We start from the raw sequence: 25228 nt of genomic DNA, 5'->3' as shown, positions 1-25228 counted from the left end.
TTTTTTGTAAATACAAAAATACGCTTTTTTTCGGAAATACGCTTTTCGGTCCTTTTTTATTTCGCGCGGCGCTTCATGGTTTTGATTCTCGCTTTCGTTTCGGGGGTCACGCGCAGCGATTCGACGATTTTCTGCAGCGCCTTGTTGTAGGTCCAGTCGCCGAGCGGGCACCCGTCGAGCAGCCATTCTTCCGTGCGCTCCGGAAATTTCACGTAGCAGACCGACACGGCCCACGCTATGCCCATGCGGACGTAGTAGGCGTCGTGGCGGACAGCGCCCAACAGCTCCAGGAAAGGGTCGAGGTGTTCTTCGTCGACGAAGTTGCCCAGCGCCATGACCACCGCAAAACGTACCTCGTACTCGGCCTGCGAGCTGAAATAGGATTGGATGAAGCGCCACATCGGGCCGCGTTCGGCCGCCTTGAGCCGCCAGCAGAAGCAGTCGCACACCGCCCAGTTGTCGATTGTCGGGACGAAGCGGCCGGTCCATTGCAGTTTCTCTTCGGGCGGACATTTCGCATAGCTTATGACCATCCCTCGCAGCATCTTCTCCTCGAAATATTCGTCCTCGGCTTCCGCGAGCCACGTCCGCCAGTCGCCGCGGGCTATTTCGCGGGCCATGGCCCGCAGCTGCGGTATGCGTACGCCGATCATTTTCCCGGCTCCCGGGGTCAGCGAGGCGCTGAAATCGCGGTAGCGGGTGTCCGCCAGCTCGAATAGTTGTTCGCGCAAAGTCATCGTTCGGGTGTTTGTTTCCGCCAAATATACGCATTATCGCCGGATTCCGAAGCGTTTTTCTTCGTCGGCCCGACCCGACGGCGGCATTTTCACTCTCTGCCATACATCTGCCACCTCCATAAACAGCGAAGCACAAGGTTTTTGATTCCTTGTGCTCCGGTCCTTTGTTCATTCTGTCGTGGATGGCTTTGTCGCAGACATGGAGAATGAACATCGGAGGTTGTTGCTGGTGTAATTGTTAAAAATGGGTGCGGAGCAGAAAAACGTTGCTGGGATGTGACGCAACTCAACCTCCGGGGCTCCGTTTCTCCGCACCCAGGGCCCGGCGGTCAGGGTAAGTCTTACGCAGGAATTCTGCGCAGACTATATATTATCAAGTTATTCGGCAGGCAGTCTTAAAAAAACCAGGGCGGGGTGCGACGGTCCCGGCCGCCCTTAAATTTATTCCACAATATGCTGCAGCCGTAATAGCTTGTGTTGAACACCCGCCCACGAAAACAAAAAAGGGCACGGTGTCAATCTTCCTACCGTAGGCATTGGGATACCTGTAATCAGTCGATTGTCCTGCGCCCAGTTTGCCCTACCCGTCGAAACGGGCAGGACATAACTTGAGCTGACAACCTTTATACCTGATTACTGCAAAGTTCCCAATTTTACGGTAAGTATAAAGAGTTGTTTACCCTTTATGTCGTTATGTCCGTCGGCTAAGCCGAACTATTCTCTCGCAAATTTAGCATTATTTCTGCATTTATTAATTGTTGTGATGCGACAAAGATAGGAATTTCTTTTGAAAATGACAAGTTCGTCATCGTTTTATTTATCATTATTCGTGTCCTTTGCATAACAAAGAGCAAATGGGACAACCGAGGAGCAATAAAATTCTGTTGCAGGCAATCGCGGCCCGATTACGTAGTTTGCGTAAGGAGCGCAATTTGTCCCAGATAGATGTTTATATCGACACGGATATTCATATCGGGCGAATAGAACGAGGGCAGACCAATATCTCCGTCACCACGCTTTCGGATATTTGCGATTACTATCAAATATCGTTGGTCGAATTTTTCAGCGGGTTGAGTTACCCGAAAAAATAATAAACACACAGAACACACGACGCAACTTCCGGGGCGGAAAGAAATCAGCTTCTTTCCGCCTTTTTGTTTTATTGCCGGACTTTTCGTTATATTTGAATTTGTGAAAACATATTCCGTCCCGGCACAATGAAGCCCCAACTTACCGCCATCCAAAACAAAATCTATGAAATCCGCGGCCAGCGCGTCATGCTCGACCGCGACCTCGCACAATTGTACGGCGTAACGACCGCCAATATCTTTAATTTTAATTATCTTTGCCCCTCAGAATCATAATCCGAACATGAAGAAGTCTTTCAGGATTGCGGCCATTGTCGCGGCCGTATTGTTGGCGGTCATCATTGTGGCTCCGATGGCGCTGCGGGGGCAAGTGGCCGAAATCGTCAAGCGCGAGGCCAACGCCATGCTGACGGCGAAACTCGATTTCGAGAAGCTGAACATCAGTCTGCTGCGCCATTTCCCCCATGCGTCGGTCGAGCTCAAGGGGCTGACCCTCGTGGGTACGGAGCGTTTCGAGGGCGACACCATCGTTGCCGCACGGCGTATTTCGGTGGTCGTCGACCTGCTGTCGTTCTTCGGCGACGAGGGGTTCGAGGTCTCCAAGGTCATCCTTGCGGCCCCTGCGCTGCACGCTCACAAACTGGCCGACGGAGCTGTGAACTGGGACGTCATGAAGCCCACGGACGAAGAGCCCGACGAGGAGACCGAGGAGCAGTCCGAATCGTCGTCGTTCCGGTTGCAGCTGCGCGATTTCCGGATTTCCGATGCGTCGGTTCGTTACGAGGACGATTCCATCCACATGGCCTTTTCCACCGCTCCTCTGTCGCTGCGGCTGCGGGGCGACATGTCGGCCGAGCGGACCGACCTCGCGCTGCGGCTCGATGCCCGGCAGATGCGTTTCGTCTCGGGCGGGATTCCCCTGCTGAGCGGCGCCGAAGCCGAACTCGATGCTACGATTGCCGCCGACCTCAAGAACAACCGTTTCACATTTACGGACAATACGTTCCGGCTTAACGCCATCGCCCTGTCGCTCGATGGGTGGGTGCACCTCAAGGAGAGCGGCGCCGTTGCGATGGACCTGACGGCCGGATGCGGCAAGGTGCTGTTCAAGGACGTGCTGTCGCTGATTCCGGCTTTCTATACCAAGGATTTCCGCAATCTCTCGGCCTCGGGCGAATTGGCGCTCGACGTGTGGGCCAAGGGCGAAATACACGGTTCGGTGCTCCCCGCCTTTGCGGCCAAGGCCACGGTCAGCAACGGCAGTTTCCAATATTCGTCGTTGCCCAAGGCCGTCACCGACATTCAGCTTGCGGCAGGGATTTCCAATCCCGGCGGTACGATGAACAAGACGGTCGTCGACCTCTCGAAGTTTTCGCTCAGGATGGCGGGCAATTCGGTCGCCGCGACGTTCCACGCCACCAACCTCGTCAGCGACCCCGCTTTCCGGGCTTCGGTGGCTGGCAAGGTGGACCTGGGGGCCGTTCGCGAGGTTTATCCGCTCGACAAGCAAATCGACCTCGGGGGCGTCATCACGGCCGACCTGAAGGTGTCGGGCCGCATGTCCGACATCGAGAAGAAGCGTTACGAACAGATGGCCGCTTCGGGAACGTTCGTCATCGAACAGCTGGGGCTGACGGTGCCCAAACTCCCTGCGGTGCATATCCGCCGCGCCGCCGCGACCATTACGCCCAAGGCCATGACCCTCGGCGACTTCGGGGTGACGGTAGGGCGGAGCGACCTGTCGGCCAAGGGCCAGCTTACGGGTTATCTGGGCTATCTGCTCCGGGGCGACAAGCTGGCCGGGCGGCTCTATGTACGTTCCGGGTTGCTCGATCTGAACGAAATCATGGCGGCGCTTCCCGCGTCGGAAGAGCCTGCGGCTGTTGAGGAGCAGCCCGCCGAACCGATGCAGGTGCTGGTGGTGCCCAAGAACCTGGACCTCTCGCTCAATACCGAATTGCAGAAAATCCTCTTCAACAAGATGACCGTTTCGGCCCTCACGGGCGAAATGCGGGTGGCCGGGGGGGCGCTGTCGCTCGACAAGCTGGCGCTGCAGCTTTTCGGCGGCAAGGCTTCGGCGTCGGGCCGCTATTCGACCGCGGCCGACCCGTCGCGTCCGTCGCTGCGGCTGGGGCTGTCGTTGGCCGGAGCGTCGTTCTCGCAGACGTTCGACGAACTCGAAATGGTGCAGAAACTGGTGCCGGTGTTCGCCAAGACGGGCGGCGACTACTCGCTGTCGCTCGACATGACCGCGGCGCTCGATTCCACGATGTCGCCCGATTTGCAGTCGGTCAACGCAGCGGGCGAAATCAAATCGGAAAATATCCGTGTTCAGAACATCGAAGCGTTCGACGCGCTGGCCAAAGCGCTGAACAACGACAAGTTGCGCAAGATTGAAGCCAAGGACGTGGCGATTCGTTTCGCCATCAAGAACGGCCGTGTCACGACGCAGCCTTTCGACTTGAAACTTGCCGGAACCAATGTAAATCTGTCGGGTTCGACTGGGTTGGACCAGACCATCGACTATGTGGCCAAGGTTTCGATGCCCGCGTCGGCGACAGGCGGCGTGCTGGAGACGCTCAACGTGAAGATCGGTGGAACGTTCACTGCACCCAAGATTACGCTGGGCGTCCGCGAAGCTGCCGAACAGGCCGTCAAGAAGGTGGTCGACGAACAGATTCAGAAACTTACGGGCAGCGAATCGCTTGCGGCCGAAGTGGAGAAGCAGAAAGAGAATCTGCGTGCCGAGGTCGAGAAGCAGGCGGCCAAACTGCGCGACGAAGCCAAGCGGGCGGGTGAAAAACTCGTAGCGGCCGCGCAGGCTCAGCGGACCAAACTTGTGGACGAAGCCGCCAAGAAAGGCACTTTGGCCAAATTCGCGGCCGAAAAGGCCGGAGACAAACTGGTTGCCGAGGCCGAGAAGCAGGCCGCGAACCTTGCCGCCGAAGCGGAAAAACAGATTGCCAAACTCTCGGCGCAGGGCGAGTAGTTTTGATTCCCGGAATGAAGAACGCGCTTGTGAAAAACTACCGGTCGCTGGGGGCCGACGGGGCGGTGCTGCTGTGGCTGGGCGTCTGGTGGGTGTGCAACATCGTGCTGGCCGCGACGGCGGAGCTTGCCAACGACGAAGCCTACTACTGGATGTTCGCCGAGCACCTGGCCTGGGGTTACTTCGACCATCCGCCGATGACGGCCCTGCTGGTGTGGCTGGGGCAGCACGTTTGGCCCGGAACCGAATTGGGCGTGCGCTTCTTCTTCACACTGCTGCAGCCCCTCTACCTCTACCTATTGTGGCGGCTGATACGGCCTGCCGATGCGGTGCGGCGCGACGGAGAACTTTTCGCGATGCTTTCGGCCGCGACGCTGATGTTGCAGCTCTACGGATTCATCGCGGTGCCCGACGGTCCGCTGATGATGACCGCGACGCTGTTTCTGCTGGCGCTCGGACGGTTCGCCGAACGGCGCCGCGGGGCTTGGCTTTGGCTGGGGCTGGCTATGGCGGCCATGGCTTACAGCAAGTATCACGGGGCATTGGTGGTGCTTTTTGCGCTGGCAGCCAATCCGCGGCTGCTGCGCCGTTCGGGGCTCTATGCGGGCGGGGCGGTGGCGCTGTTGCTGCTTGTGCCCCATTTCCTGTGGCAATACCACCACGACTGGGCTTCGTTCGCCTACCACCTTTCGGGGCGCAATGCGCAGTTCCGGCTGAGCTACGTGACCGATTTCGTGGCCAACATGCTGGTGGTTTTCAATCCGCTGTATCTGCCGCTTTACATCAAGGCGTGGCGGGCCGCCCGGCCCGAGGACGCGGTGCGGCGTGCGCTGAAATGCTTCCCGGCCGCCTTTGTCGGGTTCTTCCTGCTGTCGGCGTTCCGCGGCTATGTGCAGCCGCAGTGGGTCATCGTCGCGGCGCTCGGGCTGGTCTGCGTGCTGTTCGACTATGCGCGCCGTCATCCCCGCACGCGGCGCTACGTGATGCGCGCCGGGTGGGTTGTGGTGGCGCTGATGGCTCTGGTCCGCATCGAAATGATGTTCAACCCGCTGGGCATCCGGTTCGAGGTCTTCGACAACAAGGCGAGCTACGGAGCCATTGCCCGCGAAGCCGACGGCCGCCCGGTCATTTTCAGAGGGAGCTATGCCGTGGCGGCCAAGTACCGCTTCTATACGGGCGGCGAAGCCTACTGCCAGCCCAATATCGGTTACAGGACTCACCAATGGCAGTTCCGGGACGACGATTCGCGGTTTGCCGGGCGCGAAGTGCTGGTCGAGACGCCGCGCCGCGAACCGGGCGACACGCTTTTCCGGACGCAGAGCATCGCGCTGGCCAACGGCCGGGGATTCACGTGGCTGGTCGACCCCGATTTCCGCCCCGTGCGGTTGGTCGACGCTGCGTTTGCGGGGCTGCCGGAGCAGGTGGTGCCCGGGCAGGAACTGCGCATGCGGGTGCGGCTGGCGAATCCGTATGACTACGAGGTGGAAATCGGCGGGGAGACGGAGCTGGTCATGGTTTGGAAGCACGGCCGTTTCGAGGTGGAGGAAATCCCGACGGGAGTGCGCTGTACGATTCCGGCCCGCTCGGAAACGGAGGCTGAAGCGACGCTGCGGGTACCGGAACGGCTGGCCGGAAAAGAGTATGCCGCCGGATTCGCCCTGCGCCGCGAGGGCCGCACCCATTGGTTCAACGGAAAACCGCTCCGGACGGAGGTCTTGAAACCATGATTCTGCAATTCATCAAATTCTGCGTCGTAGGCGGCTCGGGGGTCTTCGTGGACTTTGGGGTGACCTACGCGTGCAAGGAATGGCTGCGCGTGAACAAGTATGCGGCCAATTCGGTGGGCTTTCTGTGCGCCGCGACGACCAACTACCTGCTCAACCGCGTGTGGACGTTCCACAACGAAGACCCCGACATCGCGGGGCAGTATCTGCGCTTCCTGGGCATCGCGTTGCTGGGGTTGGTCATCAACACGGCGACGATTTGGCTGCTGCACCACAAGTTCCGGGCGAACTTCTATGCGGCCAAACTTTTAGCCACGGGCGTGGTGACGTTCTGGAACTTCTTCATGAACTACTTTTTCAATTTCTGACGGACCTGCGGCACACCGCCGCAGGCCCCGACGCCATAACAGCCCCCGGCCCGGAATGACGAAGGCCACGGTTTTCGTCAGCGCGGCCCGTAGATTCAGCAGTCCGCTGGCGGCGTTTCGCTGAACGCTAAAACGTTTTAACAGGCTGTTAAAACGTTTCAATACGCCGTCAGTTATTCATTCCAGTCTGGCGGAAAACTTGGGTTAATGAATAATTAACAATGAATAGTGAATAATTGTTTTTCCGAATCTCGGATAATTATTCATTATTAACTATTCATTATTCATTTTTTCTGCCATTCATCCCAGCGACTGCTCCGACTGCCTGCTACGGGCTACCGTCACGTTACGACGGGAGCCTTGACGAGTGTCGGCGCGGGCGGCTGGTGCTGGTCATCGTCGTCCTACCTGGCAGGCAACCTCAACGCGGGCAGTCTGAACTTCGACACGGGCAACGTGAACCCGCTGAACAACAATAACCGGGCTAACGGTTTCCCCGTGCGCTGCGTCCAGCATCTGCGGGGCTGTTTGCCGAGGATGAAAGCGCAAGGGGCGCAGGCGATTTCCGGCCCCGGGCCTTTCATCTTCGGATTTTATGGCGTAAGTTTGCAGACCCGCTGCAGGCCTTGATCCCGGCGGACGGAATTGATGAACACGACTTTCCTACATACTGCACCCGGCGACGGGCTGCCCATGCCGCGCCGGCTGGGTGCCGTGCTGGCCGTGGCGTTCGGCGTGGGGCTCTCGGTGCTGGACAGCGCGATAGCCAATGTGGCGCTGCCGACGCTGGGGGCGGAGCTGGCGGTGTCGTCGGCCGATTCGATATGGATTGTCAACGCCTACCAGCTGGCCATCATGGTGAGCGTGCTGCCGTTGGCTGCGCTGGGCGAGACGCTGGGTTACCGTAAGATTTATGTGGGCGGCCTCGCGCTCTTCACGCTGGCTTCGGCGGGCTGTGCGCTGGCCGGGTCGTTCGCGACGCTGGTGCTGGCCCGGGTGCTCCAGGGCTTCGGGGCGGCGGCCGTGACGTCGGTCAACACGACGCTGATACGCTTCATCTACCCGCGGGCCCAGCTCGGGCGCGGGATGGGAATCAATGCCACGGTAGTAGCCGTGTCGTCGGTGGCGGGGCCTGCCGTGGCGGCCGCCATCCTTTCGGCGGGGCCGTGGCAATGGCTCTTTGCGGTCAATATTCCGGTGGGTGCGGCGGCGTTGTGGCTCAGCGCGCGGTTTCTGCCGCCCAATCCCGTACAATCCGAAAGCCGCACACCCCGGTGGCGCGACGTGGCGCTCAACGCGCTGACGTTCGGGCTGCTGATGGCTTCGGTCGAAGGACTTTCCCACGGCTGGGACGGTCGGATACTGCTGGCCGGAGCGGCCGTCCTCCTGGCGGCGGGCGGGTGGTTCGTGCGGAGCCAGCTGCGCGAGACGCATCCGCTGCTGCCGCTCGACCTGCTGCGGATTCCGGTCTTCTCGGTGTCGGTGCTTACGTCGGTCTGCTCCTATCTGGCCCAGATGCTTTCGATGGTGGCGCTGCCGTTCTATCTGCAACACACGCTGGGCTACGACGAAGTGACGGCAGGGCTGCTGCTGACGGCGTGGCCCGCAGTTATTGTGGCGGTGGCTCCGGCGGCGGGGATGCTGGTGGGGCGGCTGCACCCGGGAGCGCTGGGCGGCACGGGTCTTGCGGCGATGGCTGCGGGACTGGCGGCGCTGGCGTGGCTGCCTGCGGAACCCTCGGCAGCCGACATCGTATGGCGGCTGGCTTTGGGCGGGGCGGGCTTTGCGCTTTTCCAATCGCCCAACAACAGTATGCTGATAGCTTCGGCCCCGCCCGAGCGGAGCGGCTCGGCGAGCGGGATGCTGGCGACGGCCCGGCTGACGGGACAGACGACGGGCGCGGCGCTGATGGCGCTGCTGTTCCATGCGGTGCCGGACCGAAGCACCCGTGCGGCGCTGGCCGTGGCCGCTGCGGCTGCGCTGGCAGGTTCGGCGGTGAGCTTTCTGCGACTGCGGCTGCCGCTGCCCGAAAGCCTGGTCCACCGCAAACGATAACGAACGATGAAACGACTGCTTACGATAATCTGCCTGCTCCTTGGCGCGACGGCGTCGGCCGACACGCTGGAATTCGTGCGCCCGCCCTACCTGCGCATCGGCGATACGGTGGGGCTGGTGACCCCGGCGGCGAAACTCGCGGCCAAGACCGACACGGCGCTGCTGCGCGGCCGCTTTGCGTCGTGGGGCCTGCATGTGAAGTTCGCGCCCCATTGCTGCGATCAGAGCGACGGCTACTTTGCGGCACCCGACAGCGTGCGCGCCGCCGACTTGCAGGCGATGATCGAGGACCCGACGGTGAAGGCCGTCATAGCGTGCCGCGGCGGCTACGGGTCGGTGCGGCTGCTGCCGATGCTGCGGCTGCAGGAGCTGCGCTGGAACCCGAAGTGGCTGGTGGGATTCAGTGACCTGACGACGCTGCACGCGGCATTGGCGCATGTGGGGGTGGAGAGCATACACGGAACGATGCCGAGCTCGTTCGTGTTCGAGGAAGAAGACCTGGCGGCCGAATCGCTGCGGCGGGCCCTGTTCGGACTGCTTCGCCGCATCGACGTGGCGCCGCATCCGCTCGACGTGGCGGGCAAGGCGCGGGGCCGTCTGACGGGAGGCAACCTGACGGTGCTGTGCGCCGCCTGCGGGACCCCCGAAGCGCTCCAGACCGACAGCCCGACGATTCTGTTTCTTGAGGAAGTGAACGAATACGTCTACCGGGTGGACCGGATGATGCAGCAGCTGCTGCGGAGCGGGGCGCTGAGCAACGTACAGGCGGTGGTGGTGGGCGACTTCAGCCACATAGCGGGCGCCGAACGCTTCGGAGCCGACGCCTACGAGCGGGTGGCGGCGCACCTGCGGCCGCTGGGGATTCCGCTGCTGTTCGGATTCCCGGCGGGCCATGACATCCTCAACGAAGCGCTCTACATGGGCCGCCGTGTGGAACTGACCGTGGACGCCGAAGGCGGACACCTGGTTTTTGAAGGGGAAGCCGCGGAGGAATAAGGAATTTTACTATTTTTGCACCGACGAACGAACAACCCGAGCCGATGAAACTATCAACCGACCAAGTCGACCGCCTGCGCCAGATGCTCTCCACGCCGGGTCTGCGTGCGGCGATCGTCTCCCATACCAATCCCGACGGCGACGCCGTGGGCTCGTCGCTGGCCTGGGCCGGGGCGCTGCGGGCGCTGGGACACGAGGCGACCTGCATCGTGCCGAACAAATATCCCTATTTTCTGGACTGGATGCCCGGCATCGAGGAAGTGGTGGTGTTCCGCAACGACACCGAAGGCCGTGCGGCGCGGGCCCTTGCGGAAGCCGACCTGATTTTCTGCCTGGATTTCAACGCTGTTTCCCGGCTGGAAATACTCAGCGACACGCTGTCGGCCAACACCTCGGCCCGGCGGATACTGATCGACCACCATCTCTCGCCCGACGAGGGTTTCGACCTGATGTTCTCCTACCCGGGAGCGTCGAGCACGTGCTATATCATGTACCGGCTTATCGAAGCGCTCTTCGGGACTGAGGCCATCACGCAGCAGATGGCCGAAGCGCTCTATGTGGGGATGATGACCGACACGGGCAACTTCGCCTTTTCGTCCCTCACGCCGGGGCTGTTCCGGGCGGTGGCGACGCTGGTGGAACGGGGCGTGCACGTCCCGACGGTCTACAACAATGTCTACAACGCCTATACCGAGGGCCGCGCGCGGCTGTTCGGCTATGCCATCAACCGCAAGATGCAGCTCATCGAGGACGGGACGGTGGCTTACATGTCGCTGATGGAACACGAAATGCGCCGCTTCGGATTCCAGCAGGGCGACAGCGAGGGGTTTGTGAACTACGCGCTGACAATCAAGAAGATGAAGATGTCGGCGATGTTCCTTGCCCACCGCAAGTTCATCCGGGTGTCGCTGCGTTCGCGCGGCGACGTGGATGTCAACCTCTTTGCCCGCAAGTACTTCAACGGCGGCGGCCACAAGAACGCGGCGGGCGGCAAATCGTACGACACCATGGAGGAGACCATCGCACGCTACGTGCGTTCGGTCCGCGAGTTTGCCGAAGAAGGCTACTTGTAGCCGGGGTGTTCGAGCTGCGAATACCGAAGTACCTTTTCTCTTACGAAGTCCGCGAAACCGCGGGCTTCGTCGTTTGTGAGGGGGTCGGGAAAGCTCATCAGCACCAGCGGGTGGGGTTCGTTGGGGCAGCCGTAGGAGGGGTGGATGTAAGCGTGGGGATTGGCGACGAACCCCGCGCGTTCGTAGAAGTGCTTGCGCCTGACGGCGAGGGGTTCTTCGGGCGGTTCGATTTCGAGGATGACCCGCCTGCCGCGGCAGAATTCCGTCAACGCTTCGGCGCCGATGTTCCGACCCCGGAGTGCGGGCGAGACGGCGAGGTACTCGACATAATAAGAAGCGCCGAACAGCCAATAAAAGAGGATGCCGGCGACCTGCCGGTCCACTCGGATGCTCTCGGCCCGGAACGCCGGGTCGGCCAGCGCGGCGACAGTATCCTCCTCGCTGCGCCGCTCCCTCGGGGGGAAGGCTTCGCGGTAGATGGCCATGGCCTCGGCCCATCCGGAATCGGCGGGGGAACGGAACGCGGCAAACTGCAAACGGTGTGTCATGGAGCGGAAATATTACGTGCAAAGGTAACGAAAATTTTGCAGCGGTGCATCCTGCGGCGTTTCGGAGCGTTTGTTCAAAACTTGTTCATTAAAAACCGGGCGCCGATGCTGGCGGAACGGCGGACAATTCCTACTTTTGCTGCTGGCAAGGTTCCCCGCCGGCGGCTGCCGGCACGGGATCAAAAGGGAACGCCTGTGCGAATCAGGGACTATTCCCGTAGCTGTGAGTTCCGCCGTGACCTGCACAATCTCTGAGCCACTGCCCCTGCGGGCGGGAAGGCGTGCAGAAGGAACGAGTCAGAAGACCTGCCTTGCCGGACGGGACCGACGCCCTCGGGAAAAAGGGTGCGGTCCAACGATGAAAAAACAAGAATCGGAAAACTGAAAAGGCTGTTCCGCCCCTTGGGGTGGAACGGGGTGGCTTGGCGACTGCCGGGAAACGCTTGCGCTGCGAGTGCCGGTTTGTCTGCGGCTCCTCGTAATGACGGGATAGCAACTTTGCGCGGGGCCCGGCTCGCGCCTATGGCGCGACCGCCCCAGCCGGGCCCGCGAGGTGCTTGCTGCAGATGATTCGGCAGAGACGCGGGGGCGAGGCCGGGGCTTGGAATGACACTATAATAAAAATATACGGATATGGGAATTTCGGAACTCAACATTGTCAAACGCGACGGCAAGCGCGAAGCGTTTTCGGTGGAGAAAATCAAACGTGCGGTGAGCAAGGCTTTTTTGGCGGCGGGAGGCTACGCCACGGACGACGACCTGACGTCGGTGCTGAGCCGGGTGAGGGTGTCGGACGGGATGTCGGTGGAGGAGATACAGAACCAGGTGGAGACGGCGCTGATGGCCGAACGCTACTTTGCGGTGGCGAAAAGCTACATACTCTATCGCCAGAAACACACCGAAGACCGCGAGACGCGCGAGAAGCTGGATTTTCTGACCTCCTACTGCGACGCCTCGAACCCGGCGACGGGCTCGAAATACGACGCCAACGCCAATGTGGAGAACAAGAACATCGCCACCCTCATCGGCGAACTGCCGAAGCAGAACTTCATCCGTCTGAACCGCCGCCTGCTGACCGACCGCATCAAGGAGATGTACGGCAAGGAGCTGGCGGACAGGTATCTGCACCTGCTGAACAGCCACTTCATCTACAAGAACGACGAAACCTCGATGGCCAACTACTGCGCTTCGGTGACGATGTACCCGTGGCTGCTCAACGGCACGCTTACGGTGGGCGGCAATTCGACGCGGCCGACGAACCTCAAATCGTTCTGCGGCGGCTTCGTGAACATGGTGTTCATCGTCTCGTCGATGCTGTCGGGGGCCTGCGCGACGCCGGAATTCCTGATGTACATGAACTACTTCATCGAACAGGAATACGGCGAAGACTACTATCTGCGTGCCGACGAAGTGGTGGACCTCTCGCGCAAACGGCGCACGATCGACAAAATCATCACGGACTGCTTCGAGCAAATCGTTTACTCCATCAACCAGCCCACGGGTGCGCGGAATTTCCAGGCCGTGTTCTGGAATGTGGCCTATTACGACCGCTACTATTTTGAATCGCTTTTCGGCGAATTCGTATTCCCGGACGGGTCGAAACCCCATTGGGAGTCGCTCTCGTGGCTCCAAAAACGATTCATGACATGGTTCAACCGCGAACGTACCAAAACCGTGCTGACGTTCCCGGTCGAGACGATGGCGCTGCTGACCAAGGACGGCGACGCGATGGACGCAGAATGGGGCGACTTCACGGCGAAGATGTATGCCGAGGGCCATTCGTTCTTTACCTACATCAGCGACAATGCCGATTCGCTTTCGTCGTGCTGCCGTCTCAGAAACGAGATACAGGACAACGGATTCAGCTACACGCTGGGTGCGGGCGGCGTGTCGACAGGCTCGAAAAGCGTGCTGACAATCAACCTGAACCGCTGCATCCAGTATGCGGTGAAGAACGGGATGCACTACCTGACGTTCCTGGAAGAAGTGGTCGACCTGGTGCACAAGGTCCAGACGGCCTACAACGAAAATCTCAAGGCGCTGCAATCGAAAGGGATGCTCCCGCTCTTCGATGCGGGTTACATAAACCTTGCGCGGCAGTATCTGACCGTGGGGGTGAACGGGCTGGTCGAGGCGGCCGAATTCCTGGGGCTGCGCATCGACGACAACGACGGTTATGCGGCGTTCGTGCAGGAAGTGCTGGGGCTGGTGGAGCGCTACAACAAGAAATACCGCTCGAAGGAGCTGATGTTCAACTGCGAAATGATTCCGGCCGAAAACGTGGGGGTGAAGCACGCCAAGTGGGACCGCGAAGACGGCTATGCGGTGCCGCGCGACTGCTATAACTCCTATTTCTATGCGGTGGAGGACCCGTCGCTGAACGTCATCGACAAGTTCCGTCTGCACGGCCGCAAGTACATCGAACACCTGACGGGCGGTTCGGCGCTCCACATGAACCTGGAGGAACACCTCACGCAGGAACAATACCGCCACCTGCTGCGGGTGGCGGCGGCTGAGGGGTGCAATTACTTCACGTTCAACATCCCCAACACGGTATGCAACGCGTGCGGCCATATCGACAAACGCTATCTGAAGGAATGCCCCGAGTGCCACAGCGACCGGGTGGATTACCTGACGCGGGTAATCGGCTACATGAAGCGGGTGTCGAATTTCTCGGTGGCGCGTCAGCAGGAAGCGGCCCGGAGGTTCTATGCCAAAGCGGAGTAGCGGGGTGGTACGGTTCTGTAACTACGATGTGGTTTTCGCCGAGATACCCGGCGAAACGACGCTGGCGATAAATATTGCGGCGTGCCCCAACCGTTGTCCGGGCTGCCACAGCCCCCACCTGCAAGCCGATGCGGGCGAAGTGCTGGACGACGAAGCGCTGGGGGTGCTGCTCGGCCGCTACGGGCCGGCGGTGACGTGCGTGTGTTTCATGGGCGGCGACGGGGCGCCCCACGAAATTGCGCGGCTGGCGGCGACGGTGCGGCGGCTGAAACCGAAGCTGCGGGTGGGGTGGTACTCGGGCTGCCCGGAACTCCCGGCAGGCGTGGCGCCCGAGACCTACGACTACATCAAACTGGGTCCGTGGGTGGAGGCGCTGGGGCCGCTGGGCTCGCCGACGACCAACCAGCGGTTCTACCGCGTGGCGGCGGACGGAACGATGGAAGACCGGACGGACCTGTTCGGCCCGAGTAAAAGCCGGGTTTTATGAGGGCGGCGCCGAGACACCGGAGAAAGGCGGGGTTGTGGACGGATTGTTGAAAATTTTTCGTTCGGAAAGATTGCGGTTTCGTCCTTAAAGTCGTACCTTTGTCCCCGAATGCAACCGCATGATGAGACGCGAACCCAACATAACTCGGATCGGCACGTTCTGGCAGCAGGACCATCGGTCGGGTTTCGGGTCTGTCGACGAATGCGGCATTGTTGTTTTATTAGGGTAACCGGCACGGTTGCCCTATTTTTTTATGCTCGGACCGGAATGAAGACAAGGTACGTGAACGCACAAGTCTACCGCGGCGGAAGATTCGCGGCGGGGTCGCTGCTGGTGGAAGACGGCCGTATGGCGGCCGATACGCCGGGGACGGCGGCGGACCGGACGGTGGACCTCGGAGGACGGCATGCGGTGCCGGGGCTGGTCGACGTCCATGTACACCTGCGCGAACCGGGATTCCCGCACAAGGAGACCATCGCGACGGGCACGGCGGCAGCGGCGCGCGGCGGCTATACGACCGTCTGCGCGATGCCGAACCTGAACCCGGCGCCCGACACGCCGGAACATCTGCGGGTGCAGACCGACCTCATCGGGCGCGACGCCGTGGTGCGGGTGGTGCCCTATGCGTCGATTACGATGGGACAGCGGGGCTGCGGCGAGCTGGTGGACTTCGCGGCATTGGCGCCGTATGTAGCCGGATTTTCGGACGACGGCCGCGGCGTACAGTCGGCCGGGCTGATGGAGGAAGCGATGCGGCGGGCCGCGGCGGTGGGTCGGCCGATAGTGGCCCATTGCGAGGTCGACGACCTGCTGCGCGGGGGCTATATACACGACGGCGGCTATTGCCGCGAGCACGGCCACAAGGGCATCTGCTCCGAAAGCGAATGGCGTCAGGTGGAGCGGGACATCATGCTGGCCGAGAAGACGGGCTGTCAGTATCATGTCTGCCATGTATCGACGCGTGAAAGCGTGGAGCTGGTGCGGCAGGCGAAAGCCCGGGGGCTGCGCGTGAGCTGCGAGACGGCGCCGCACTACTTGCTGTTGTGTGACGAAGATTTGCAGGAAGACGGCCGTTTCAAGATGAACCCGCCCCTGCGGAGCCGGGCCGACCGCGACGCGCTGTTGGCCGGAATCGCCGACGGGACGATAGAAGTGATAGCCACGGACCATGCGCCCCACACGGCCGAGGAGAAAAGCCGCGGCCTGGCGGGCAGCGCGATGGGCATCGTGGGGCTGGAATGCGCGTTCGGGGTGCTCTACGAGCATTTGGTAGTGCCGGGAAAGATAGGGCTGGAGCGGCTCGTGGAGCTGATGGCGGTGAATCCGCGCCGGATATTCGGCCTCGGGGGCGGACTGGAGCCGGGCGAAGCGGCGGACTTCACGGTGCTGGACCTTGAAACGCCTTACGAAATAGACCCGGCGGCGTTCCGCTCCAAGGGACGTTCGACCCCCTTTGCGGGCTGGCCGGTGCGGGGCCGTGCCGTGCTGACGGTAGTGGGCGGCCGCGTTGTTTACGACGGAAAGGAGAGCCCGGAGAGTGGGATAACGAAAGACAGCAAAACGATATGAAACCTTACACCAAGAAAATCGTACTCGAAAACGGCCGCGAATTCTACGGCTACGGGTTCGGAGCCGACAAGGAGGCGATTCACGAAATCGTCTTCAACACCTCGATGGTGGGCTACCAGGAAATCATCTCCGACCCCTCGTACACGGGCCAGACGGTGGTGATGACCTATCCGCTGATCGGCAACTACGGCACGGCCGAAGAAGACTACGAAACCAAGTTCCCGACCATCGGCGGACTGATCGTGCGCGAGTACAACGACATCCCGTCGAACTTCCGCTATACGCGCACGCTCAACGAGGTGTTCGAGGAGATGGGCATTCCGGGCATCTCGGGCGTCGACACCCGCTGTCTGACGCGGATAATCCGCGACGAGGGGAGCCAGAAGGTGATGATTACGGACGCCGCCACGCCGCACGAGGAAGCGATGGAACGCCTGCGCGCGTGCGAACTGCCGCACGACATGGTGGCGCGGGTGAGCTGCAAGAAACGCTGGTTCTCGCGCACGCCCAACCACCGCTACGACGTGGTGGCTGTCGACTGCGGCATCAAATACAACATCATCCGCTGTCTGAATGCCAAGGGCTGCAACGTGACGGTGGTGCCCTACGACGCGACGGTGGAGGAGATACTGGCGTTCCGGCCCGACGGAATCTTCCTGTCGAACGGACCGGGCGACCCGGTGGATGTGGAGCCCGTCATCGAAAAGGTCCGGGCGCTGAAAGGCCGCCTGCCGATATTCGGCATCTGCATGGGCCATCAGATGGTGGCGCTGGCCTACGGCGCGAAGACCTTCAAGATGAAATTCGGCCACCGCGGAGGCAACCATCCGGTGAAGTGTCTGGATACGGGCAAGATAGAAATCACGAGCCAGAACCACAGCTTTGCGGTCGACATCGAATCGCTTGAGGGAACGCCCCTGCGGCTGACCCACGTGAATCTGCTGGACAACACGGCCGAGGGGGTGGAATGCCCCGAGGAAAAGATCTTCTCGGTGCAGTACCACCCCGAGAGCGCACCGGGACCGCAGGACAGCAGCTACCTGTTCGACAAGTTCATTAAAATGATGGAGGAGCACAAAAATGCCTAAGAGAAAGGACATACGCAAGGTACTGGTCATCGGCTCGGGCCCGATAGTCATCGGACAGGCCGCGGAATTCGACTACGCGGGGACGCAGGCGTGCCTGGCGCTGCGCGAGGAGGGCTACGAAGTGGTGTTGGTGAACTCCAACCCGGCGACCATCATGACCGACACCCACATCGCCGACAAGGTCTACATGGAGCCGCTGACGCTGGAATATGTGGCCAAAATCATCCGCTACGAGCGCCCGGACGCCATCGTGCCGGGGCTGGGCGGGCAGACGGGGCTCAACCTGGCGGTGCAGCTGGCCAAGAAGGGTATTCTGGCCGAGTGCCAGGTGGAGATTCTGGGCACGTCGTTCGAGTCGATAGAGCGGGCCGAGGACCGCGAGCTCTTCAAGGAGCTGTGCCAGTCGCTGGGCGAGCCGGTGCTGCCGTCGGAAGTGGCGACGACGACCGACGAAGCGGCCGAAATAGCGCGCAAGATAGGCTATCCGGTGGTGCTGCGTCCGGCGTTCACGCTGGGCGGTACGGGCGGCGGCTTCGCCGACGACGAGGCGCAGCTGCGCGAAATGATGCGCAACGCGCTGTTCCTCTCGCCTGTACATCAGGTGCTCATCGAAAAGAGCATCAAGGGCTACAAGGAAATCGAATACGAAGTCATCCGCGACAGCAACGACACGGCCATCGCCATCTGCAACATGGAGAACATCGACCCGGTGGGCGTGCACACGGGCGATTCGATCGTGGTGGCGCCGAGCCAGACGCTCACGAACCGCGAATATCAGATGCTGCGCGATTCGGCGTTGAAAATCATCCGCGAGCTGAAAATCGAGGGGGGATGTAACGTACAGTTCGCCCTGGACCCGCTGTCGTTCGAGTATTATCTGATCGAAGTGAACCCGCGCGTGTCGCGCTCGTCGGCCCTGGCGTCGAAAGCTTCGGGTTACCCGATTGCGCGGGTGAGCGCCAAGATAGCGGTGGGGCTGACGCTGGACGAAATCCGCATCGCCAACACCCCGGCTTCGTTCGAGCCCACGCTCGACTACGTGGTGACCAAGATAGCCCGCTTCCCGTTCGACAAGTTCTCGGACGCGTCGAACGTGTTGGGGACGCAGATGAAAGCCACGGGCGAAGTGATGGCCGTGGGCCGTACGGTGGAGGAATCGCTGCTCAAGGCGGTACGCTCGCTGGAAACGGGCGTCTGCCACATCCACCACAGGAAATTCGACGACTGGACGACCGACCGCCTGCTGGAATACATCCGCACGGGGACCGACGACCGTCTGTACGCCATAGCGCAGCTCATCCGCAGCGGCATCGACCTGGTGCTGATATACAACAACACGAAAATCGACATGTTCTTCCTCGAAAAATTCAAGAACATCGTCGAGTTCGAGAACGTTGTGCGGGCGAATCCGCGCGACGCGGAGACCCTGCGCGACGCCAAGCGCATGGGTTTCAGCGACAAGTACATCGGGCAGCTGTGGGGCCTTTCGGAGCAGGAGATGTTCCGCCTGCGCGAGGAGCACGGCATTTTCCCGGTCTACAAGATGATAGACACCTGCGCGAGCGAATTTGCGTCGTACGTGCCCTATTTCTACTCGACCTACGAGGAGGAAAACGAATCGGTGGTCAGCGACAAGGAGAAAATCGTGGTGCTGGGTTCGGGACCCATCCGGATCGGGCAGGGCGTGGAATTCGACTATTCGACGGTGCATGCCATCTGGTCGATACGCGAAGCGGGCTACGAAGCGATCATCGTCAACAACAACCCGGAAACCGTGTCGACGGACTACACGACCAGCGACAAGCTCTACTTCGAGCCGCTGACGGTGGAGGACGTGATGAACGTCATCCGGCTGGAACGTCCCAAGGCCATTGTGGTGTCGCTGGGCGGGCAGACGGCCATCAACCTGGCCGAACCGCTGGCGGCGCTGGGAGTACCCATCATCGGCACCGACTGCGAGGCGATCCGCAACGCCGAGGACCGCGGCTGCTTCGAGAAAATCATGGAGGAGCTGGGCATCCCCCAGCCCGAAGCCGAAGCGGTGACCGACATCGAAGCGGGCGTGCGCGCGGCGGCGCGGATAGGCTATCCGGTGCTCGTTCGCCCGAGCTACGTGCTGGGCGGCCGTGCGATGCAAATCGTGTCGAACGAAGAGCGCCTGCGCCACTATCTGCAAACGGCCGTGGAAGTGAACACGGACCAGCCCGTGCTGGTGGACCGCTACATCATGGGCAAGGAGCTGGAAGTGGACGCCATCTGCGACGGCCGCGACGTCTTCATTCCGGGCATCATGGAACACGTGGAGCGCACGGGCATCCACTCGGGCGACTCCATCAGCGTCTACCCGACGTTCAGCGTCTCGGAAAAGGCGCGCGCGAAAATCATCGACTACACGGTGCGGCTGGGTCTGCGAATCGGCATCGTGGGATTGTACAACATCCAGTTCATCGTGGACGGCGAAGAAGACGTCTATGTCATCGAGGTGAACCCGCGTTCGTCGCGCACGGTGCCGTTCCTCTCGAAATCCACAGGTGTCGGGATGGCCCACATCGCCACGCAGGTCATACTCGGCAAGAGCCTGCGCGAACAGGGTATCACGGAGGTCTACGGCCGGGAGAAGAAGCGCTGGTATGTGAAGGCTCCGGCCTTCTCGTTCGCCAAAATCCGCGGGATGGACAGCTATCTGTCGCCCGAGATGAAGTCGACGGGCGAAGCGATAGGTTACGACGACAAGCTGACGCGAGCCCTCTACAAGGCGTTGCAGGCGACGGGCATGAACGTGTCGAACTATGGGACGATTTTCGTGACCATCGCCGACCGCGACAAGGAAGCGGCGCTGCCGCTGGTGAGACGTTTCTACGAACTCGGTTTCAACGTCGAAGCGACCACGGGCACCGCGGCCTACCTGCGCGAGCACGGCATCCGCACCCGCACGCGCCGCAAGCTGAGCGAGGGAAGCCCGGAAATCATCGACGCGCTGCGGCAGGGCCATGTGAGCTACGTAATCAATACTATCGACATCAACCAGCACGACACACGGCTGGACGGCTACGAAATCCGCCGCACGGCCGTGGAGAACAACGTGACGGTCTTCACGGCGCTGGAGACGGTGGCCGTGTTGCTGGACGTGCTGGAAGAAATCACGCTGCGGGTATCGACAATCGACGCCGAATGATGTACAAGCAAGGAATCTATACCGTCGAAGAGAACGTGCCGCTGACCGCAACGGTGCGGCGGATGCGGCTCAAGGGCGACACGCGCTGGATCGTGCGGCCGGGGCAGTTCGTCAACATAGCGCTGGCGGGCAGGTACCTGCGCCGGCCGATTTCGGTGTGCGACTACGATGCGCAGACGCTGACCCTTATATATAAGGTGGTGGGCGAGGGGACGGCCCAGATGGCCCGGATGGGGGCGGGCGAACGGCTCGACCTGCTGACGGGGCTGGGCAACGGTTTCTCGACCGACAACGAAGCCCGGCTGCCTCTGCTGGTAGGCGGCGGGGTAGGCGTGCCGCCGCTCTACAACCTGGCGAAAGTGCTTCTGGCGGCCGGCAAGCCCGTGCAGGTCGTGCTGGGCTTCAACACGGCGGCGGAAGTCTTCTATGCCGAAGAATTCCGGGCACTGGGGTGCGCGGTGACGGTGGTGACGGCCGACGGGAGCGAGGGCGTAAGGGGATTCGTGACCGACGCTCTCGCGGGGCTCGATTTCGACTATTTCTATGCCTGCGGCCCGCAGCCGATGCTGCGTGCGCTGTGTCAGGCGACCCCGTGCGACGGTCAGCTGTCGTTCGAGGAGCGCATGGGCTGCGGATTCGGCGCCTGCATGGGCTGCTCGTGCCGGACGCTGACGGGCAACAAGCGCATCTGCAAGGAAGGGCCGGTACTGATGAAAAATGAAATCTTATGGTGAATTCACAATCCATAATTCACAATTCACAATCGAACCGGGATACATCCGTCATACTGAGCGGGTTGAGGCTGGACAATCCGGTGATTCCGGCGAGCGGGACGTTCGGCTACGGCGAAGAGTTCCGCGAATTCTACGACCTGAACATCCTGGGTTCGTTCGCGTTCAAGGGAACCACGCGCGAAGCCCGCTTCGGCAACCCGACGCCGCGCATAGCCGAATGCCGTGCGGGGATGATCAACGCCGTAGGCCTGCAAAACCCGGGTATCGACCACGTGATAGCCTGCGAACTGCCGCGCCTGCGCGAATATTTCCGTAAGCCGCTCGTGGCCAACATCTCGGGCTTCTCGGTGGAAGAATACGCCTATTGCTGCGAACGCATCGACAAGGAGGAGCAGGTGGGGCTTATCGAAGTCAACGTATCGTGCCCCAACGTGCGGCACGGGGGCATGTCGTTCGGCACCTCGCCCGAAGCGGCCGCCGAGGTGACGCGGGCGGTGAAGGCCGTGACGACCAAACCGGTCTACATCAAGCTGAGCCCCAACGTGACGGACATCGTGGCGATAGCCAAGGCTTGCGAAGAAGCCGGAGCCGACGGGCTGTGCCTGATAAATACGCTGCTGGGGATGCGTATCGACGTGGCGCGCCGCAAACCCGTCATCGCCAACACGATGGGCGGATTCTCGGGGGCGGCGGTCTTCCCGGTGGCGGTGCGGATGGTCTACCAGGTGGCCAAGGCATGCGCGGTCCCCGTCATCGGCTGCGGCGGCGTGGAGACGGCGCGCGACGTCATCGAGATGATGATGGCCGGAGCGACGGCCGTGGAAGTGGGGGCGGCGAACCTGACAGACCCCTATGCCTGCAAGAAAATCATTGAAGCCCTGCCCGGCGAAATGCAGCGGCTGGGCATCGAAAAACTGAGCGACATAATAGGAATCGTATGATGAACAAGGACGTAATCATTGCCTGCGACTTCAAGTCGGCCGAAGAGACATTCCGTTTCCTCGACCGTTTCACAACCGAATCGGGAAAACCCTTTCTGAAAATCGGCATGGAGCTCTACTATGCCGAGGGCCCGGCCGTGGTGCGGGAAATCAAGCGCCGCGGCCACCGGATATTCCTGGACCTCAAACTGCACGACATTCCCAACACGGTACGCAAGGCGATGGCCGTGCTGTCGCGGCTGGACGTGGACATGTGCAACGTCCACGCGGCAGGGACCATCGAGATGATGCGTGCGGCCGTGGAGGGACTGACGCGCGAGGACGGTACGCGGCCGCTGCTGATAGCGGTGACGCAGCTCACGTCGACGAGCGAGGAACGCATGCAACGCGAGTTGCTGATCGGGGCCCCGATCAACGAAACGATTGTGAAATATGCGTGCAACGCGCGCGAAGCGGGGCTCGACGGCGTGGTCTGTTCGCCGCTGGAAGCGGGAATGGTCCACGAAGCGTGCGGCGCGGAATTTCTGACCGTGACGCCGGGCGTGCGCTTTGCCGACGGCGAAGTAGCCGACCAGGTGCGGGTGACCACCCCGGCCCGGGCCCGCGAAATCGGTTCGGACTACATCGTGGTGGGGCGCCCCATCACGGCGGCGGCCGACCCGGTGGCGGCCTACCGACGCTGCGTGGCGGAATTTCTTGCGAATGAATAATGAATAGTTAATAAGGAATAGGTTTTGCTGAACTTAATTATGCACTATTCACTATTAATTATTCACTGAAACATGAAATCCGTAAAACTGTTTTACCTGCGCAACTGCCCTTTCTGCAAACGGGCTCTGCAATACGTAGCCGACGCCAAGGCGGCGCATCCGGAACTGGCGGCCGTGGAAATCGAGATGGTCGAGGAATCGGAAAACCCCGAAGAGGCCGACCGCTACGACTACTATTATGTCCCGACGTTCTATGTCGGCGGGACGAAGGTCCACGAAGGCGGCATCTACCCCGACGAAGTGGAGCGGATTCTGCGCAAGGCGCTGGAATGAAGAACCGAAACGAACTGAAAATATGGAAAAGAAAATTGCCAAGGACCTGCTGTCGATAGGCGCGGTGTTCCTGCGACCCGAACAACCGTTCACGTGGGCGAGCGGAATCAAGAGCCCGATTTACTGCGACAACCGGCTGACATTGACGGCCGTGGAGGTGCGCAGGCATGTGGAAGCCGGGCTGGCGGAAATCGTCCGCACCAAATACCCCGAAGCGCAGGTGCTGATGGGGACTTCGACGGCCGGAATCGCCCATGCCGCAATAACGGCGACGCTGCTCGACCTGCCGATGGGCTATGTCCGTTCGGGAGCCAAGGACCACGGCCGCGGCAACCGCATCGAGGGCAAACTCGAAAAAGGCCAGAAAGTAGTGGTCATCGAAGACTTGATTTCGACGGCAGGCTCGTGCATCGAAGTGGTGGAAGCCTTGCGCGAAGCGGGTGCCGAGGTGCTGGGCGTAGCGTCGATCTTCACCTACGGGATGCAGAAAGGGCTGGACCGCCTGCGCGAAGCGGGCGTGGAGAACCACAGCCTGTCGAACCTCGACGCGCTGGTCGAGGTGGCCGCGGCCGAGGGGTACATCCGCCCCGAGGACAAGCAGCGTCTGATAACGTTCCGCAACAACCCCGCCGACGAGGGGTGGATGAAATAATCGAATTAAAAATGAAAAATTAAGAATTGAAAATTATTCTTGTCGTATGCAACATCGGTAGTGACTGGCGAATAATAGACTGATTTTTAATTTTTCATTCTTCATTTTTAATTACCCCAAATTTATGCGTCATCTGATAGACCCCATGGACCTGACGGTCGAAGAGACCGGGCAGGTCATAGCGCTGGCGGAGAAAATCATAGCCGACCGCGCGGGATACAGCCAGGCCTGCAAGGGCAAGAAGCTGGCGACGCTGTTCTACGAGCCCTCGACCCGCACGCGGCTCAGTTTCACGTCGGCGATGCTGGAGCTGGGCGGCGAAGTCATCGGATTCTCGGACGCCCGGTCGTCGTCGGTCTCCAAGGGCGAGACGGTGGCCGACACGGTACGCGTCGTCCGTTGCTTTGCGGACATCATAGCAATGCGCCATTTCAAGGAGGGCGCTCCGCTGGTCGCGTCGCAATATGCAGGGATTCCGGTCATCAATGCGGGCGACGGCAGCCATGCCCATCCCACGCAGACGCTGACCGACCTGCTGACCATCAAGCGCGAGAAAGGTCGCTTCGACCATCTGACCGTCGGTTTCTGCGGCGACCTGAAATTCGGCCGCACGGTCCATTCGCTCATCAAGGCGCTGTCGCGTTACGAGGGGGTGAAGGTCATCTTGATTTCGCCCGAAGAGCTGCGCCTGCCCGACTACATGCTGCACGAGATGAACACCAATTCGGGGCTGGAATTCCGCGAGGTGCGCACGATGGAGGAGGCGATGCCCGAACTGGACATCCTCTACATGACGCGCGTGCAGAAAGAACGCTTTGCCGACGAAGCGGAGTACGACCGGGTGAAGGACAGCTTCGTGCTCGACCCTCAGAAGCTGAAGACGGCCCGCGAGGATATGATTGTCCTGCATCCGCTGCCGCGGGTCAACGAAATAGCGCGGTCGGTCGACAACGATCCGCGGGCGGCTTATTTCCGGCAGGTGGAAAACGGCAAGTTCGTGCGCATGGCGCTTATTCTGACGCTGCTGGAGCAGGCCGGGGAAAACAAGCCTTACGGGCGGACGCCGGTTTTCGCGGAATCGTACATCGTGAACGAACGGACGTGCCCGAATCCGCGCTGCATCTCGGCGACCGAAGATGTGGACCAGTTGTTCCGCCGGGCGGCCGACGGCACCTGCCGCTGTGCCTACTGCGAAGCCGAAGCGCGGTAAGGACAAGGCGTTTTTATGAATCGC

21 protein-coding genes, 1 pseudogene and 1 riboswitch are annotated in these 25228 nt (G+C 61.0%); of the genes and pseudogenes, 20 read left to right on the top strand and 2 right to left on the bottom strand.

Features of this window, described 5'->3' with window-relative positions:
* Positions 1–56: 56 nt before the first annotated feature.
* Positions 57–737: a DNA alkylation repair protein gene (locus QVG21_RS03685; protein WP_287922384.1), complete on the bottom strand. Its 681-nt coding sequence runs from the start codon at positions 735–737 to the stop codon at positions 57–59.
* A gap of 854 nt (positions 738–1591) precedes the next feature.
* Between QVG21_RS03685 and QVG21_RS03680 the strand changes: the two genes are divergently transcribed.
* From QVG21_RS03680 to QVG21_RS03640, 9 genes and pseudogenes are all read left to right on the top strand, one after another.
* Complete coding sequence (locus QVG21_RS03680; RefSeq protein ID WP_287922382.1) at positions 1592–1828, top strand: helix-turn-helix domain-containing protein; 237 nt, start codon at positions 1592–1594, stop codon at positions 1826–1828.
* A gap of 126 nt (positions 1829–1954) precedes the next feature.
* Positions 1955–2065: pseudogene (locus QVG21_RS03675) on the top strand (ORF6N domain-containing protein); the annotation flags it as partial.
* 43 nt (positions 2066–2108) lie between these two features.
* The gene (locus QVG21_RS03670; protein WP_287922381.1) at positions 2109–4814 is read left to right on the top strand and encodes an AsmA-like C-terminal region-containing protein; all 2706 of its coding nucleotides are present in this window, start codon (positions 2109–2111) and stop codon (positions 4812–4814) included.
* 14 nt (positions 4815–4828) lie between these two features.
* Entirely contained in the window at positions 4829–6541 is a 1713-nt protein-coding gene (locus QVG21_RS03665) for an ArnT family glycosyltransferase (RefSeq protein WP_287922380.1), read from the top strand.
* On the top strand, positions 6538–6906 hold the full coding sequence (locus QVG21_RS03660; RefSeq protein ID WP_251214258.1) for a GtrA family protein: 369 nt from the start codon (positions 6538–6540) through the stop codon (positions 6904–6906). The genes QVG21_RS03665 and QVG21_RS03660 overlap by 4 nt, the downstream gene beginning before the upstream one ends.
* Before the next feature lie 360 nt (positions 6907–7266).
* Positions 7267–7536 (top strand): hypothetical protein, encoded by a 270-nt coding sequence (locus tag QVG21_RS03655; RefSeq protein WP_287922378.1) that lies wholly within the window; start codon positions 7267–7269, stop codon positions 7534–7536.
* 63 nt (positions 7537–7599) lie between these two features.
* Positions 7600–8961 carry an MFS transporter gene (locus QVG21_RS03650; RefSeq protein ID WP_287922407.1) on the top strand — a complete coding sequence of 454 codons (1362 nt, stop codon included), beginning with the start codon at positions 7600–7602 and terminating at the stop codon, positions 8959–8961.
* A 6-nt stretch (positions 8962–8967) separates the two neighbouring features.
* Positions 8968–9957, top strand: coding sequence for a S66 peptidase family protein (locus QVG21_RS03645; protein ID WP_287922376.1), 990 nt, complete (start codon positions 8968–8970; stop codon positions 9955–9957).
* Between the two features lie 44 nt (positions 9958–10001).
* Positions 10002–11030, top strand: coding sequence for a DHH family phosphoesterase (locus QVG21_RS03640; RefSeq protein WP_287922375.1), 1029 nt, complete (start codon positions 10002–10004; stop codon positions 11028–11030).
* Here the strand turns inward: QVG21_RS03640 and QVG21_RS03635 are convergent.
* Positions 11021–11578 (bottom strand): GNAT family N-acetyltransferase, encoded by a 558-nt coding sequence (locus tag QVG21_RS03635; protein ID WP_287922373.1) that lies wholly within the window; start codon positions 11576–11578, stop codon positions 11021–11023. The two genes, QVG21_RS03640 and QVG21_RS03635, sit on opposite strands and share 10 nt — an antisense overlap.
* Positions 11579–11709: 131 nt before the next feature.
* Positions 11710–11906, top strand: a riboswitch (cobalamin riboswitch).
* A gap of 305 nt (positions 11907–12211) precedes the next feature.
* Between QVG21_RS03635 and nrdD the strand changes: the two genes are divergently transcribed.
* The 11 genes from nrdD (at position 12212) to pyrB (ending at position 25204) form a co-directional block, all read left to right on the top strand.
* Positions 12212–14305 (top strand): anaerobic ribonucleoside-triphosphate reductase, encoded by a 2094-nt coding sequence (gene nrdD / locus QVG21_RS03630; protein WP_287922372.1) that lies wholly within the window; start codon positions 12212–12214, stop codon positions 14303–14305.
* A gap of 4 nt (positions 14306–14309) precedes the next feature.
* A complete protein-coding gene (locus QVG21_RS03625) occupies positions 14310–14792 on the top strand; it encodes a radical SAM family protein (RefSeq protein ID WP_287922371.1) in 483 nt (160 codons plus the stop codon).
* A gap of 267 nt (positions 14793–15059) precedes the next feature.
* On the top strand, positions 15060–16361 hold the full coding sequence (locus tag QVG21_RS03620) for a dihydroorotase (protein WP_287922369.1): 1302 nt from the start codon (positions 15060–15062) through the stop codon (positions 16359–16361).
* Positions 16358–17449, top strand: coding sequence for a glutamine-hydrolyzing carbamoyl-phosphate synthase small subunit (gene carA / locus QVG21_RS03615; protein WP_287922368.1), 1092 nt, complete (start codon positions 16358–16360; stop codon positions 17447–17449). The genes QVG21_RS03620 and carA overlap by 4 nt, the downstream gene beginning before the upstream one ends.
* Positions 17442–20624: a carbamoyl-phosphate synthase large subunit gene (gene carB / locus QVG21_RS03610; RefSeq protein WP_287922366.1), complete on the top strand. Its 3183-nt coding sequence runs from the start codon at positions 17442–17444 to the stop codon at positions 20622–20624. The genes carA and carB overlap by 8 nt, the downstream gene beginning before the upstream one ends.
* Positions 20624–21358, top strand: coding sequence for a dihydroorotate dehydrogenase electron transfer subunit (locus tag QVG21_RS03605; RefSeq protein ID WP_325362578.1), 735 nt, complete (start codon positions 20624–20626; stop codon positions 21356–21358). Before carB ends, QVG21_RS03605 begins: the two co-directional genes overlap by 1 nt.
* Positions 21352–22299, top strand: a complete 948-nt coding sequence (locus QVG21_RS03600; RefSeq protein WP_287922363.1) for a dihydroorotate dehydrogenase — start codon at positions 21352–21354, stop codon at positions 22297–22299. The genes QVG21_RS03605 and QVG21_RS03600 overlap by 7 nt, the downstream gene beginning before the upstream one ends.
* Positions 22299–23009 carry an orotidine-5'-phosphate decarboxylase gene (gene pyrF / locus QVG21_RS03595; protein WP_251214266.1) on the top strand — a complete coding sequence of 237 codons (711 nt, stop codon included), beginning with the start codon at positions 22299–22301 and terminating at the stop codon, positions 23007–23009. Before QVG21_RS03600 ends, pyrF begins: the two co-directional genes overlap by 1 nt.
* Positions 23010–23081: 72 nt before the next feature.
* Positions 23082–23342 (top strand): glutaredoxin family protein, encoded by a 261-nt coding sequence (locus QVG21_RS03590; RefSeq protein ID WP_251214246.1) that lies wholly within the window; start codon positions 23082–23084, stop codon positions 23340–23342.
* Between the two features lie 22 nt (positions 23343–23364).
* A complete protein-coding gene (gene pyrE, locus QVG21_RS03585) occupies positions 23365–23994 on the top strand; it encodes an orotate phosphoribosyltransferase (RefSeq protein ID WP_251214245.1) in 630 nt (209 codons plus the stop codon).
* A gap of 124 nt (positions 23995–24118) precedes the next feature.
* The gene (pyrB, locus tag QVG21_RS03580) at positions 24119–25204 is read left to right on the top strand and encodes an aspartate carbamoyltransferase (protein ID WP_287922361.1); all 1086 of its coding nucleotides are present in this window, start codon (positions 24119–24121) and stop codon (positions 25202–25204) included.
* Positions 25205–25228: the final 24 nt, after the last annotated feature.

This window comes from Alistipes sp. UBA6068, assembly GCF_949428155.1.
Classification (GTDB): domain Bacteria; phylum Bacteroidota; class Bacteroidia; order Bacteroidales; family Rikenellaceae; genus Alistipes; species Alistipes muris.
This window is presented reverse-complemented; position numbering and strand designations above follow the sequence as displayed.

What these genes read in the sequence shown, in the direction of transcription:
- QVG21_RS03650 (WP_287922407.1), top strand. Translation starts at nt 7,600, where the DNA reads ATGCCGCGCCGGCTGGGTGCCGTGCTGGCCGTGGCGTTCGGCGTGGGG.
- QVG21_RS03685 (WP_287922384.1), bottom strand. Translation starts at nt 737, where the DNA reads ATGACTTTGCGCGAACAACTATTCGAGCTGGCGGACACCCGCTACCGC.
- QVG21_RS03605 (WP_325362578.1), top strand. Translation starts at nt 20,624, where the DNA reads ATGTACAAGCAAGGAATCTATACCGTCGAAGAGAACGTGCCGCTGACC.
- pyrB (WP_287922361.1), top strand. Translation starts at nt 24,119, where the DNA reads ATGCGTCATCTGATAGACCCCATGGACCTGACGGTCGAAGAGACCGGG.
- QVG21_RS03635 (WP_287922373.1), bottom strand. Translation starts at nt 11,578, where the DNA reads ATGACACACCGTTTGCAGTTTGCCGCGTTCCGTTCCCCCGCCGATTCC.
- QVG21_RS03600 (WP_287922363.1), top strand. Translation starts at nt 21,352, where the DNA reads ATGGTGAATTCACAATCCATAATTCACAATTCACAATCGAACCGGGAT.
- QVG21_RS03665 (WP_287922380.1), top strand. Translation starts at nt 4,829, where the DNA reads ATGAAGAACGCGCTTGTGAAAAACTACCGGTCGCTGGGGGCCGACGGG.
- nrdD (WP_287922372.1), top strand. Translation starts at nt 12,212, where the DNA reads ATGGGAATTTCGGAACTCAACATTGTCAAACGCGACGGCAAGCGCGAA.
- QVG21_RS03620 (WP_287922369.1), top strand. Translation starts at nt 15,060, where the DNA reads ATGAAGACAAGGTACGTGAACGCACAAGTCTACCGCGGCGGAAGATTC.
- QVG21_RS03590 (WP_251214246.1), top strand. Translation starts at nt 23,082, where the DNA reads ATGAAATCCGTAAAACTGTTTTACCTGCGCAACTGCCCTTTCTGCAAA.
- carB (WP_287922366.1), top strand. Translation starts at nt 17,442, where the DNA reads ATGCCTAAGAGAAAGGACATACGCAAGGTACTGGTCATCGGCTCGGGC.
- QVG21_RS03660 (WP_251214258.1), top strand. Translation starts at nt 6,538, where the DNA reads ATGATTCTGCAATTCATCAAATTCTGCGTCGTAGGCGGCTCGGGGGTC.
- QVG21_RS03670 (WP_287922381.1), top strand. Translation starts at nt 2,109, where the DNA reads ATGAAGAAGTCTTTCAGGATTGCGGCCATTGTCGCGGCCGTATTGTTG.
- carA (WP_287922368.1), top strand. Translation starts at nt 16,358, where the DNA reads ATGAAACCTTACACCAAGAAAATCGTACTCGAAAACGGCCGCGAATTC.
- QVG21_RS03645 (WP_287922376.1), top strand. Translation starts at nt 8,968, where the DNA reads ATGAAACGACTGCTTACGATAATCTGCCTGCTCCTTGGCGCGACGGCG.
- QVG21_RS03680 (WP_287922382.1), top strand. Translation starts at nt 1,592, where the DNA reads ATGGGACAACCGAGGAGCAATAAAATTCTGTTGCAGGCAATCGCGGCC.
- QVG21_RS03640 (WP_287922375.1), top strand. Translation starts at nt 10,002, where the DNA reads ATGAAACTATCAACCGACCAAGTCGACCGCCTGCGCCAGATGCTCTCC.
- pyrF (WP_251214266.1), top strand. Translation starts at nt 22,299, where the DNA reads ATGAACAAGGACGTAATCATTGCCTGCGACTTCAAGTCGGCCGAAGAG.
- pyrE (WP_251214245.1), top strand. Translation starts at nt 23,365, where the DNA reads ATGGAAAAGAAAATTGCCAAGGACCTGCTGTCGATAGGCGCGGTGTTC.